At 69.4% G+C, this 10043-nt stretch carries 19 protein-coding genes; 1 reads left to right on the top strand and 18 read right to left on the bottom strand.

From position 1 onward, the window contains the following. From rpsH to ACPYOM_RS18205, 18 genes are all read right to left on the bottom strand, one after another. A partial coding sequence (rpsH, locus tag ACPYOM_RS18290) for a 30S ribosomal protein S8 (RefSeq protein WP_481347044.1) occupies positions 1 to 136 on the bottom strand: 136 nt, incomplete at its 3' end. Between the two features lie 116 nt (positions 137 to 252). After that, positions 253 to 438: a type Z 30S ribosomal protein S14 gene (locus tag ACPYOM_RS18285; RefSeq protein ID WP_013493557.1), complete on the bottom strand. Its 186-nt coding sequence runs from the start codon at positions 436 to 438 to the stop codon at positions 253 to 255. A 1-nt stretch (position 439) separates the two neighbouring features. After that, entirely contained in the window at positions 440 to 1000 is a 561-nt protein-coding gene (rplE, locus tag ACPYOM_RS18280; protein ID WP_481347043.1) for a 50S ribosomal protein L5, read from the bottom strand. A gap of 2 nt (positions 1001 to 1002) precedes the next feature. Continuing rightward, complete coding sequence (gene rplX, locus ACPYOM_RS18275) at positions 1003 to 1368, bottom strand: 50S ribosomal protein L24 (protein ID WP_481343460.1); 366 nt, start codon at positions 1366 to 1368, stop codon at positions 1003 to 1005. Between the two features lie 3 nt (positions 1369 to 1371). Further along, positions 1372 to 1740 carry a 50S ribosomal protein L14 gene (gene rplN / locus ACPYOM_RS18270; protein ID WP_481347042.1) on the bottom strand — a complete coding sequence of 123 codons (369 nt, stop codon included), beginning with the start codon at positions 1738 to 1740 and terminating at the stop codon, positions 1372 to 1374. 76 nt (positions 1741 to 1816) lie between these two features. After that, the gene (gene rpsQ, locus ACPYOM_RS18265; RefSeq protein WP_481343462.1) at positions 1817 to 2116 is read right to left on the bottom strand and encodes a 30S ribosomal protein S17; all 300 of its coding nucleotides are present in this window, start codon (positions 2114 to 2116) and stop codon (positions 1817 to 1819) included. After that, a complete protein-coding gene (rpmC, locus tag ACPYOM_RS18260) occupies positions 2113 to 2454 on the bottom strand; it encodes a 50S ribosomal protein L29 (RefSeq protein ID WP_481343463.1) in 342 nt (113 codons plus the stop codon). The genes rpsQ and rpmC overlap by 4 nt, the downstream gene beginning before the upstream one ends. Next, complete coding sequence (gene rplP / locus ACPYOM_RS18255; RefSeq protein ID WP_076264098.1) at positions 2454 to 2873, bottom strand: 50S ribosomal protein L16; 420 nt, start codon at positions 2871 to 2873, stop codon at positions 2454 to 2456. Before rplP ends, rpmC begins: the two co-directional genes overlap by 1 nt. 3 nt (positions 2874 to 2876) lie before the next feature. Continuing rightward, positions 2877 to 3701 carry a 30S ribosomal protein S3 gene (rpsC, locus tag ACPYOM_RS18250; protein ID WP_481343464.1) on the bottom strand — a complete coding sequence of 275 codons (825 nt, stop codon included), beginning with the start codon at positions 3699 to 3701 and terminating at the stop codon, positions 2877 to 2879. After that, positions 3701 to 4069, bottom strand: a complete 369-nt coding sequence (rplV, locus tag ACPYOM_RS18245; protein ID WP_481347041.1) for a 50S ribosomal protein L22 — start codon at positions 4067 to 4069, stop codon at positions 3701 to 3703. Before rplV ends, rpsC begins: the two co-directional genes overlap by 1 nt. 26 nt (positions 4070 to 4095) lie before the next feature. After that, entirely contained in the window at positions 4096 to 4377 is a 282-nt protein-coding gene (rpsS, locus tag ACPYOM_RS18240; protein ID WP_026864141.1) for a 30S ribosomal protein S19, read from the bottom strand. 15 nt (positions 4378 to 4392) lie between these two features. After that, the gene (gene rplB, locus ACPYOM_RS18235; RefSeq protein ID WP_076264095.1) at positions 4393 to 5229 is read right to left on the bottom strand and encodes a 50S ribosomal protein L2; all 837 of its coding nucleotides are present in this window, start codon (positions 5227 to 5229) and stop codon (positions 4393 to 4395) included. A 32-nt stretch (positions 5230 to 5261) separates the two neighbouring features. Further along, a complete protein-coding gene (gene rplW / locus ACPYOM_RS18230; protein ID WP_452269189.1) occupies positions 5262 to 5561 on the bottom strand; it encodes a 50S ribosomal protein L23 in 300 nt (99 codons plus the stop codon). After that, the gene (gene rplD, locus ACPYOM_RS18225) at positions 5558 to 6193 is read right to left on the bottom strand and encodes a 50S ribosomal protein L4 (protein ID WP_481343466.1); all 636 of its coding nucleotides are present in this window, start codon (positions 6191 to 6193) and stop codon (positions 5558 to 5560) included. The genes rplW and rplD overlap by 4 nt, the downstream gene beginning before the upstream one ends. Continuing rightward, a complete protein-coding gene (gene rplC, locus ACPYOM_RS18220; RefSeq protein WP_481343467.1) occupies positions 6190 to 6849 on the bottom strand; it encodes a 50S ribosomal protein L3 in 660 nt (219 codons plus the stop codon). Before rplC ends, rplD begins: the two co-directional genes overlap by 4 nt. Positions 6850 to 6863: 14 nt before the next feature. Beyond that, the gene (gene rpsJ, locus ACPYOM_RS18215) at positions 6864 to 7172 is read right to left on the bottom strand and encodes a 30S ribosomal protein S10 (protein ID WP_009775966.1); all 309 of its coding nucleotides are present in this window, start codon (positions 7170 to 7172) and stop codon (positions 6864 to 6866) included. Between the two features lie 440 nt (positions 7173 to 7612). Continuing rightward, on the bottom strand, positions 7613 to 8053 hold the full coding sequence (locus ACPYOM_RS18210; protein WP_481343468.1) for a thiol-disulfide oxidoreductase DCC family protein: 441 nt from the start codon (positions 8051 to 8053) through the stop codon (positions 7613 to 7615). A 113-nt stretch (positions 8054 to 8166) separates the two neighbouring features. Continuing rightward, positions 8167 to 9471: a M18 family aminopeptidase gene (locus ACPYOM_RS18205; protein ID WP_481343469.1), complete on the bottom strand. Its 1305-nt coding sequence runs from the start codon at positions 9469 to 9471 to the stop codon at positions 8167 to 8169. Between the two features lie 157 nt (positions 9472 to 9628). Here ACPYOM_RS18205 and ACPYOM_RS18200 point away from each other — a divergent pair. Next, positions 9629 to 10043: WXG100 family type VII secretion target (locus tag ACPYOM_RS18200; RefSeq protein ID WP_481347040.1), on the top strand; the 415-nt coding region annotated here is incomplete at its 3' end.

Here is a 10043-nt window from a genome sequence, read left to right as displayed (position 1 = left end):
TGTAGCCCTCGGTCTGGAGGATCTCGGCGATGTTCTTCTTGAGCTTCGAGTACGGCATGGAGACCGTGTCGTGGTGCGCCGAGTTGGCGTTCCGCACACGAGTCAGCATGTCCGCAATCGGGTCAGTCATGGTCATGGTGGGCTCTTTGCCCTTCCTCACCGGGGTTTCGGACACCGGGGCGCCTCGAGGGCGCTCCGGGCCGACCTACGGTGCCAGAGGTGTTGGCTGGTCTTTGGGTGGCTACCGGTGGTTTACCAGGAGCTCTTGGTCACGCCCGGCAGCTCGCCCGCGTGCGCCATCTCGCGAAGGCAGATGCGGCAGAGGCCGAACTTGCGGTACACCGAGTGCGGGCGACCGCACTTCTGGCAACGGGTGTACGCGCGGACCTTGAACTTCGGCTTCCGGTTCGCCTTGTTGATCAGGGCGGTCTTGGCCATGTCAGTTCTCCTTGAAGGGGAAGCCGAGCGCCTTGAGCAGCGCGCGACCCTCGTCGTCGTTGGTCGCCGTGGTGACGACGGTGATGTCCATGCCGCGCACGCGGTCGATGCGGTCCTGGTCGATCTCGTGGAACATCGACTGCTCGGTCAGGCCGAACGTGTAGTTGCCACGACCGTCGAACTGCTTGGGCGACAGGCCGCGGAAGTCGCGGATGCGCGGGAGGGCGATCGTCACGAGACGGTCGAGGAACTCCCACATGCGGTCGCCGCGCAGCGTGGTGTGCGCGCCGATCGGCATGCCCTCGCGGAGCTTGAACTGGGCGATGGACTTGCGGGCCCGCGTCACGACCGGCTTCTGGCCGGTGATGGCGGTGAGGTCACGGACGGCGCCCTCGATGAGCTTGCTGTCGCGCGCGGCGTCACCGACACCCATGTTGACGACGACCTTGACGACGCCGGGAACCTGCATGACGTTCCCGTGGCCGAACTGCTCCTGGAGCGAGCTCTTGATCTCGTCCTGGTACCGCTGCTTGAGGCGCGGCTTGCTGGTGGTCTGCGTCATGTTCAGAGGTCCTTGTCCGACTTCACGGCGACGCGCACGCGGGACGCCTTCTGGCGACCGCCGCGCTCGACCGTCTCGACGCGCGTCTTGACGCGCGTCGGCTTCTTCGTCTCGGGGTCGACGACGGCCACGTTGCTGACGTGGATCGCGGCCTCCGTGTGGGTCAGGCCACCGGTGCGGGTGCCACGGGCGGTGGCGCCGGCCTTGATGTGCTTGGTGACGCGGTTGATGCCCTCGACGAGCACGCGCTGCGTCTCCGGGTAGACCGCGATGACCTTGCCCTGCTTGCCCCGGTCGCCGCCGTTCTTCTGGCTGCGGCCCGAGATGACCTGGACGAGGTCACCCTTCTTGATCTTCATCTTCGCCATGGGTCAGAGCACCTCCGGCGCGAGCGAGATGATCTTCATGAACTTCTTCTCGCGCAGCTCACGGCCGACGGGACCGAAGATGCGGGTACCGCGCGGGTCACCGTCGTTCTTCAGGATGACCGCGGCGTTCTCGTCGAACTTGATGTACGAGCCGTCGGGACGCCGACGCTCCTTGACGGTCCGGACGACGACGGCCTTGACCACGTCGCCCTTCTTGACGTTGCCGCCCGGGATGGCGTCCTTGACGGTGGCGACGATCGTGTCGCCGATGCCGGCGTATCGACGGCCCGAACCACCGAGAACACGGATGCAAAGGAGCTCCTTGGCACCGGTGTTGTCGGCGACGCGCAGTCGCGACTCCTGCTGGATCACTGTCTAACTCCTGTCGTCGTGCTGGTTCTCACCCGGTCACCCGGGTGAGCCTTGCCGAACGGAAATGGGGGGTGGCTTACTTGGCCTTCTCGAGGATCTCGACGACACGCCAGTGCTTCGTCGCGGAGAGCGGACGCGTCTCCATGATGAGCACGCGGTCGCCGACGCCGGCCTCGTTCTTCTCGTCGTGCGCCTTGACCTTCGAGGTGCGACGGATGACCTTGCTGTAGAGGGCGTGCTTGACGCGGTCCTCGACCTCGACGACGACGGTCTTGTCCATCTTGTCGCTCACCACGTAGCCCTGACGGGTCTTGCGGTAGTTGCGCTCGGTGGTCTGACCCGTCGCGTCCGTGGTCACGGTGTCCTTCTCGCTCATGCCTGGTCCTCCTCGGCCGTCTCGGCCTCGGCCGTCTTCTCGGCCTTCTTGGTGGCCTTCTTGGCCTTCTTCTCGGCCTTGTCGTCGGCCTTCGCCGGCTCCGGCTGCTCGACCGGGGCCGAGCCGATGCCGAGCTCGCGCTCACGCATCTCGGTGTAGATCCGGGCGATGTCCTTCTTGACCGCACGCAGACGACCGTGGTTGTCCAGCTGGCCCGTGGCGGACTGGAACCGGAGGTTGAACAGCTCCTCCTTGGCCTTCTTCAGCTCGTCGGCGAGCTTCGTGTCGTCGAGACCACGCAGCTGGTTCGGAGCCAGGTCCTTCGTTCCGACTGCCATCAGTTGTCACCACCCTCACGCTGGACGAAGCGGCACTTCATCGGGAGCTTGTGCATCGCGAGACGCATGGCCTCGCGGGCGACCGGCTCGGCCACGCCCGAGAGCTCGAACATGACGCGACCCGGCTTGACGTTCGCGACCCACCACTCGGGCGAGCCCTTGCCCGAACCCATGCGGGTCTCGGCGGGCTTCTTCGTGAGCGGACGGTCCGGGTAGATGTTGATCCAGACCTTTCCGCCACGCTTGATGTAGCGGGTCATCGCGATACGAGCGGACTCGATCTGACGGTTGGTGACGTACGCCGGCTCGAGGGCCTGGATGCCGTACTCACCGAAGGCGATCTTCGTGCCGCCCTTGGCAGCACCGTGACGATCCGGGTGGTGCTGCTTGCGGTGCTTGACTCGACGGGGAATCAACATGGGTCAGGCCTGCTCATTCTCGGTGCTCGCCGCGGCGGGAGCCTCGGCAGCAGCGGTCTCGTTCACTGCCGGGGCAGCGGCGGTCTCGTTGCGGTCACCACGGCGGGCGCGGTTCGGACGGTCGGAACCGTCACGACGCGGGCCACGCGACGGGCGGGGCGCGGCGGCCTGCTGGGCAGCCAGCTCCTTGGCCGTCAGGTCACCCTTGTAGATCCACACCTTGACGCCGATGCGGCCGAACGTCGTACGGGCCTCGTAGAAGCCGTAGTCGATGTTCGCGCGCAGCGTGTGCAGCGGGACGCGACCCTCGCGGTAGAACTCGGTGCGGCTCATCTCGGCGCCGTTGAGACGGCCCGAGACCTGCACGCGGATGCCCTTGGCGCCGGCGCGCTGGGCGGACTGCATGCCCTTGCGCATCGCGCGGCGGAAGGAGACACGGGCCGAGAGCTGCTCGGCGATGCCCTGGGCGACCAGCTGGGCGTCGGTCTCGGGGTTCTTGACCTCGAGGATGTTCAGCTGGACCTGCTTGCCCGTGAGCTTCTCGAGCTCGCCGCGGATGCGGTCGGCCTCGGCGCCACGACGGCCGATGACGATGCCCGGACGCGCGGTGTGGATGTCGACGCGGACGCGGTCCCGCGTGCGCTCGATCTCCACCTTGGCGATGCCGGCGCGCTCCATGCCCGTGGCCATGAGGCGACGGATGGCGACGTCTTCCTTCACGTAGTCGCGGTAGCGCTGACCCTGCTTCGTGGAGTCGGCGAACCAGCGGCTCTTGTGGTCGGTGGTGATGCCCAGACGGAAGCCGTGGGGGTTGACCTTCTGACCCATCAGCGGGCTCCCTTCTTGTTCTCGGGCTGGGTGACGACGACGGTGATGTGGCTGGTCCGCTTGTTGATGCGGCCGGCGCGGCCCTGGGCGCGCGGACGGAACCGCTTCATCGTCGGGCCCTCGTCGACGAACGCCGCCGTGATGACGAGGTTGCGCTCGTCGAAGGCCACGGACTCCTTGTCGGCCTTGAACCGGGCGTTGGCGATGGCGCTCTCGAGCACCTTCTTGACCGGGTCGGACGCGGACTGCGGGGCGAACGTGAGCACCGTGACGGCGTCGGTGGCGCCCTTGCCGCGGATCAGGTCGACGACGCGGCGGGCCTTCTGCGGGCTGACCCGGACGTGCCGGGCCGAAGCCTTGGCTTCCATGACAACTTCCTTGGATTCGGTGGCCATCAGCGACGACGACCCTTCTTGTCGTCCTTCACGTGACCCTTGAACGTGCGGGTCGGTGCGAACTCGCCGAGCTTGTGGCCGACCATCGACTCGGTGACGAACACCGGCACGTGCTTGCGGCCGTCGTGGACGGCGAAGGTGTGGCCGAGCATGTCGGGGCTGATGACCGAACGACGCGACCAGGTCTTGATGACGTTCTTCGTGCCCGCTTCGTTCTGGGCGTCCACCTTCTTCTGGAGGTGGTCGTCGATGAAGGGGCCCTTCTTGAGGCTACGAGGCATTCTTCAGGCTCCTTGTCAGCGCTTCTTGCCAGTACGACGGCGACGCACGATGAGCTTGTCGCTTTCCTTGTGGCCCTTGCGGGTCCGGCCCTCGGCCTGGCCCCAGGGGCTCACGGGGTGACGTCCACCGGACGTCTTGCCCTCGCCACCACCGTGCGGGTGGTCGACCGGGTTCATGGCGACACCGCGGACGGTCGGGCGCTTGCCCTTCCAGCGCATGCGGCCGGCCTTGCCCCAGTTGATGTTGCTCTGCTCGGCGTTGCCCACCTCGCCGACGGTGGCGCGGCAGCGCACGTCGACGTTGCGGATCTCGCCGGACGGCATGCGCAGCTGGGCGTAGGGGCCGTCCTTGGCGACGAGCTGGACGCGAGCACCGGCGGAGCGGGCGATCTTGGCGCCGCCGCCGGGCTTGAGCTCGATGGCGTGCACGACCGTGCCGACGGGGATGTTGCGCAGCGGCAGGCTGTTGCCGGGCTTGATGTCGGCGGCGGGACCGTTCTCGATCGGGTCGCCCTGCTTGAGGCGGTTCGGCGCCAGGATGTAGCGCTTCTCGCCGTCGGCGTACTGGACGAGCGCGATGCGCGCCGTGCGGTTGGGGTCGTACTCGATGTGCGCGACCTTGGCCGGCACGCCGTCCTTGTCGTGGCGACGGAAGTCGATGACGCGGTAGGCGCGCTTGTGACCGCCACCGATGTGGCGCGTCGTGATGCGACCGGAGTTGTTGCGGCCACCCGTCTTCGAGAGCGGTCGCACGAGCGACTTCTCCGGGGTGCTGCGCGTGATCTCGACGAAGTCGGCGACCGACGAGCCGCGACGGCCCGGCGTGGTCGGCTTGTACTTGCGGATACCCATGTTCGTTAAGTCCTTACGATTCTTCGTCGGTCTCAGGCGCCCGCACCGAAGATGTCGATCGAGCCCTCGCGGAGGGAGACGATCGCACGCTTGGTGTCCTTGCGCTTGCCGATGCCGAAACGGGTGCGACGGCTCTTGCCCTGGCGGTTCAGGGTGTGGACCTTGTCGACCTTGACGTCGAAGATCTGCTCGATGGCGATCTTGATCTCCGTCTTGTTCGCCCTGGGGTCGACGAGGAACGTGTACTTGCCCTCGTCGAGGAGCCCGTAGGACTTCTCGGAGACGACCGGCGCGATGAGGATGTCGCGGGGGTCCTTGGCGTGGATGCTCACTTGGTGGCCTCCTTGTCGGCCTCGGCACCCTTGGTGCTGCCGGCGACGAACGCGTCGAGGGCGGCCTGGGTGAACACGATGTCGTCGGCGCAGAGGACGTCGTAGGTGTTGAGCTGGTCGGCGACCAGGACGTGGACGTTGCTCAGGTTGCGGACCGACTTGAAGGTCACGTCGTCACCGCGCTCGATGACGACGAGCAGGTTCGGACGCTCGGTCAGGCCGGCGAGGAACACCGCGGCGTCCTTGGCCGAGGGGACCTCGCCCGAGACGATGGCGTCGACGACGTGGATGCGGTCGAAGCGGGCCCGGTCGGAGAGGGCACCGCGCAGCGCGGCGGCCTTCATCTTCTTGGGGGTGCGCTGGGCGTAGTCGCGCGGCTGCGGGCCGTGGACCGTGCCACCGCCGGCGAACTGCGGCGCACGCGTCGAGCCCTGGCGGGCGCGGCCGGTGCCCTTCTGGCGGTAGGGCTTGCGGCCACCGCCGCGGACCTCACCGCGCGTCTTCGTCGAGTGCGTGCCCTGACGAGCCGCCGCGAGCTGGGCCACCACGACCTGGTGGATCAGCGGGACGTTCGTCTGCACGTCGAAGATCTCGGCAGGCAGGTTGGGGGTCTTCGTGGCCATGTGGATCATGCACCCTTCGCAGCCGTGCGGATCAGGACGATGCCACCGCGGGGGCCGGGCACGGCACCCTTGATGAGCAGCAGACCCTTCTCGGCGTCAACGGCGTGGATCTGGAGGTTCTGGGTCGTCTGGCGGACACCGCCCATGCGACCGGCCATGCGCATGCCCTTGAAGACACGGCCCGGCGTGGCGCAGCCGCCGATGGAGCCCGGCTTGCGGTGGTTGCGGTGCGCACCGTGCGAGGCCGAGACACCGGCGAAACCGTGGCGCTTCATGACGCCGGCGAAGCCCTTGCCCTTGGTGGTCCCGGTGGCGTCGACGCGCTGGCCGGCCTCGAAGGCCTCGGCCGTGATCTCCTGGCCGAGCTCGTACTCGCCGGCGTCGGCGGTGCGCAGCTCGACGAGGTGACGGCGCGGCGTGACGCCGGCCTTCTCGAAGTGGCCGGTCATCGGCTTGTTGACCTTGCGCGGGTCGATGGCGCCGAAGGCGATCTGGACGGCGTCGTAGCCGTCGGTGTCACCGTTGCGGACCTGCGTCACGACACAGGGGCCGGCCTTGACCACGGTCACGGGGACGAGGCGGTTGTCGGCGTCCCACACCTGGGTCATGCCGAGCTTCTCGCCGAGGACGCCCTTGATGGTCTTCTGCTGAGCAACAGTCGTCATGTGTACCAACCGCCTCAGAGCTTGATCTCGATGTTGACGTCCGCCGGCAGGTCGAGACGCATCAGCGAGTCGACGGCCTTGGGCGTCGGGTCGATGATGTCGATGAGGCGCTTGTGCGTGCGCATCTCGAAGTGCTCGCGGCTGTCCTTGTACTTGTGGGGCGACCGGATGACGACGAAGACGTTCTTCTCCGTCGGCAGCGGGACGGGGCCCACCACGGTCGCGCCGGCGCGCGTCACTGTGTCAACGATCTTCCGGGCCGAGTTGTCGATGACCTCGTGGTCGTACGACTTCAGCCGGATGCGGATCTTCTGTCCCGCCATCTGATGAACGTCTCTCTCTCGCTTCTGACTGCCGGTTCCCTTGGCCTCCGACCCCCGAGGTCGGGCGTGTCGCCCTCTCCACGAAGTGAAAGTGCGCACGGAAGTGCCACTTTCGTCGTGAGTGCCCGGCCGAACCGGGTTGCACTGCGCTTCCCTCGGGCCTCCGAGAGGAGTCCGGGCGAGTCCCCGTCAGGAGGCTCTCGAGGGGCGGCGCCGTCGACATGGGTCAGCGACGCGCGTCAAGCAACCTGGCTAGTGTGCCAGAGCGGCGGGGGCCCTATCAAATCGAGGCGGGCGCCGCGCGCACCGTTCCCGTCGTGGCGCGTCGTGGCGCTTCGTGGCGCTTCGTTGCGCTTCGTTGCGCTTCGTTGCGCTTCGTGGGCCGGGACTGACGCGGCGCGGGCCGGGCGGACCCGTCGCCATCTCGGCGTGACGGGGGGTCAGCCCGCCACCTCGCCGGGGCGCGGACGCTGAGGGTCCTGCGGGTCCTGCGATGTCGGGCGGGCGCACGCGGCGCTGCCGCCCGGCAGCCGGTACCGGTGGTCGGCGACCCATGCGTAGACGCGCGCCGCGAGGGCCGAGACGCCGGGGGCGAGCAGGAGGTAGCCGAGCGGGCGCCAGGCCGGCGCGCCGTGGGTGGCCGCACTCGCGATGGCCCGGTGCCCCGAGCGGATCGAGCCGTCGGCCGTGACGAACTGGGCCGCTGCGTCGCAGTCCTGCGGCGTGAGGCCGACGGCGGCGAGGTCGAGCGCCTGCCAGGGGTGGACGTCGTAGCGACCCCGGCGGTCCACCCAGTGCCGGGCGAACGCCACGCTGCGGGTGCAGAAGCCGCAGTCGGCGTCGTACACCAGCGTCGGCCGGTCCGGCACCCTGAGCTCCACCCGCCCATCCTCGCACGGGCCCACCACGTCCGGTCGAGCGTCGGGGACCGGTGCGGTGCCGGCGCGGTGTCCGGCGTGGTGCCTGGAGGTACCGGTGCGCGCCCGCGGTGGCGTCAGGCGGGGGCGAGGAAGGCGCTCAGCGCGCCCGCGTACATGGCCGGGTCCTCGGCGCCCATGAGCTCGCGCGCACTGTGCATCGACAGCGCGGCGGCACCGAAGTCGACGGTCGTCGCGCCGGTCAGCGCCGACGTGACCGGCCCGACCGTCGAACCGCACGGCAGGTCGCTGCGCGTCACGAACGTCTGCATCGGCACCTCGGCCTGCTCGCACGCGAGCCGGAAGGCCGCCGCCCCCACCGAGTCGGTGGCGTAGCGCAGGTTGGTGTTGACCTTGAGCACCGGTCCGCCGTTGACCCGGATCTGGTGCAGCGGCTCGTGCAGCTCCGCGTAGTTCGGGTGCGTCGCATGACCCATGTCGCCCGAGGCGATGACCGTCGCGGCGAGCGCGCGGAAGTAGTCGTCGCGGCTGCCGCCGGCGGCGAGGACGACGCGCTCGAGGACCGAGGGCAGCAGCGTCGAGACGGCGCCCCGCTCGGACGTGCTGCCGATCTCCTCGTGGTCGAACAGGACGAGGACGGGCACGTGCCCGGGCTCGGTCGCCGTGGCGTCGACCATCGCCCGGACGCCCGCGTAGGAGGTGGCGAGGTTGTCCAGGCGCGGGGCGGCGATGAGGTCGCGGTCGCGGCCGATGCGCGCCGAGGGCTGAACCGGGTGCGTCATGACGTCCCAGGCGAGGACGTCCTCGTGGTCGACGCCGACGTGCGCGGCGAGGTAGGCGGGGAAGTCGCCCGGGGTGTCGCCGACGCCCCAGACGGGTACGAGGTGCTGCTGGCGGTTCAGGGTCAGCGCGTCGTTCTGCGTGCGGTCGAGGTGGATCGCGACCTGCGGCACCCGCAGAACGGGGTCGCTGTCGTGGAAGAGGCGCTGCTCCAGGCCGTCCCGGGTGCGCACGGCGACGCGGCCGGCCAGGCCGAGGTCGCGGTCGAGCCACGAGTTCTGCAGCAGGCCGCCGTACGGCTCGACGGCCAGCATCTGCCACCCGGCCTTGACGTGGTCCGCACGGGGCTTGACGCGCAGGTTCGGGCTGTCGGTGTGCGCTCCGACGACGCGGAACCCGGCGGCCGGACCGACGCCCGAACCGTGGGCACCGATGGTGTCCCAGGCGATGAGCGACCCACCGCGCACGAGCCAGTGGCGCCCCGGCTCGGTCGGGAACGGGTCGGTCTCGGCCACCTCGGTGAACCCGGCCTCGGCGAGGCGACGCGCCGCCTGCTCGCACGCGTGGAACGGCGTCGGTGACGCATCCACGTAGTCGATCAGCCCCTGGGCCTCGGAGTCGGTGTCGAAGGAGTGCGCCATGGTGCCCGACCCTACCGATCCCTCACGGGTCGACCGATGCCGACGGCTGCCGGTCGGGGTGCGGGTAGGGCTCCCCATTGGCCGAGCCGCGACAGTCTGCCTAGGGTTTGGGGCGGGGCGCGGCCCCACACTTCGTCGGACGGGGGAAGGGCGAGACGTGGTCGTGTACAGGAAGGGCGCCGACCCGGACGCGCTGGAGCGCGCCGCGGGGCAGCTGGAGCGGTTCGCCGGCGAGTGCCGGGCCGCGCGCTCAGCGGTCGACCACGCGGTCGGTCGACTCGGAACCGCCTGGGGTGGTGCGGACGTCGAGGGCTTCCGCGGCGACTGGCACGGTGCCGCGCCCAGGATCGACGCCCTCGAGCACGCGCTGACCGGGCTGGGGACGAGGCTGCGCGAGAACGCCGCCCGGCAGCGGGGCGCGAGCGCGCCGGGCACGGGCAGCGGCTCCGGTGCCGTCGGCGGCGTCGGCGGTGGCCCTGGTGGCGCCGGAGTCGGCGGGGCCCCGCACGTCATGTCCGGCCCGGGTGGCGCGCCCGTGCCGCTCGCGGCCGACCCGTCCCCCTCGCCGGGCC

This window comes from Monashia sp. HAY1-2A, from assembly GCF_056755315.1.
This window is presented reverse-complemented; position numbering and strand designations above follow the sequence as displayed.

Excerpts from the sequence above, each read along its gene's own strand:
- rpsJ (WP_009775966.1), bottom strand. The coding sequence starts at position 7,172 with ATGGCGGGACAGAAGATCCGCATCCGGCTGAAGTCGTACGACCACGAG.
- rpmC (WP_481343463.1), bottom strand. The coding sequence starts at position 2,454 with ATGGCAGTCGGAACGAAGGACCTGGCTCCGAACCAGCTGCGTGGTCTC.
- rplC (WP_481343467.1), bottom strand. The coding sequence starts at position 6,849 with ATGACGACTGTTGCTCAGCAGAAGACCATCAAGGGCGTCCTCGGCGAG.
- rplX (WP_481343460.1), bottom strand. The coding sequence starts at position 1,368 with ATGGCGAAGATGAAGATCAAGAAGGGTGACCTCGTCCAGGTCATCTCG.
- rplD (WP_481343466.1), bottom strand. The coding sequence starts at position 6,193 with ATGATCCACATGGCCACGAAGACCCCCAACCTGCCTGCCGAGATCTTC.
- rplE (WP_481347043.1), bottom strand. The coding sequence starts at position 1,000 with ATGACGCAGACCACCAGCAAGCCGCGCCTCAAGCAGCGGTACCAGGAC.
- rplV (WP_481347041.1), bottom strand. The coding sequence starts at position 4,069 with ATGGAAGCCAAGGCTTCGGCCCGGCACGTCCGGGTCAGCCCGCAGAAG.
- rplP (WP_076264098.1), bottom strand. The coding sequence starts at position 2,873 with ATGTTGATTCCCCGTCGAGTCAAGCACCGCAAGCAGCACCACCCGGAT.
- rpsQ (WP_481343462.1), bottom strand. The coding sequence starts at position 2,116 with ATGAGCGAGAAGGACACCGTGACCACGGACGCGACGGGTCAGACCACC.
- ACPYOM_RS18285 (WP_013493557.1), bottom strand. The coding sequence starts at position 438 with ATGGCCAAGACCGCCCTGATCAACAAGGCGAACCGGAAGCCGAAGTTC.
- rplB (WP_076264095.1), bottom strand. The coding sequence starts at position 5,229 with ATGGGTATCCGCAAGTACAAGCCGACCACGCCGGGCCGTCGCGGCTCG.
- ACPYOM_RS18205 (WP_481343469.1), bottom strand. The coding sequence starts at position 9,471 with ATGGCGCACTCCTTCGACACCGACTCCGAGGCCCAGGGGCTGATCGAC.
- rpsC (WP_481343464.1), bottom strand. The coding sequence starts at position 3,701 with ATGGGTCAGAAGGTCAACCCCCACGGCTTCCGTCTGGGCATCACCACC.
- rpsS (WP_026864141.1), bottom strand. The coding sequence starts at position 4,377 with ATGCCTCGTAGCCTCAAGAAGGGCCCCTTCATCGACGACCACCTCCAG.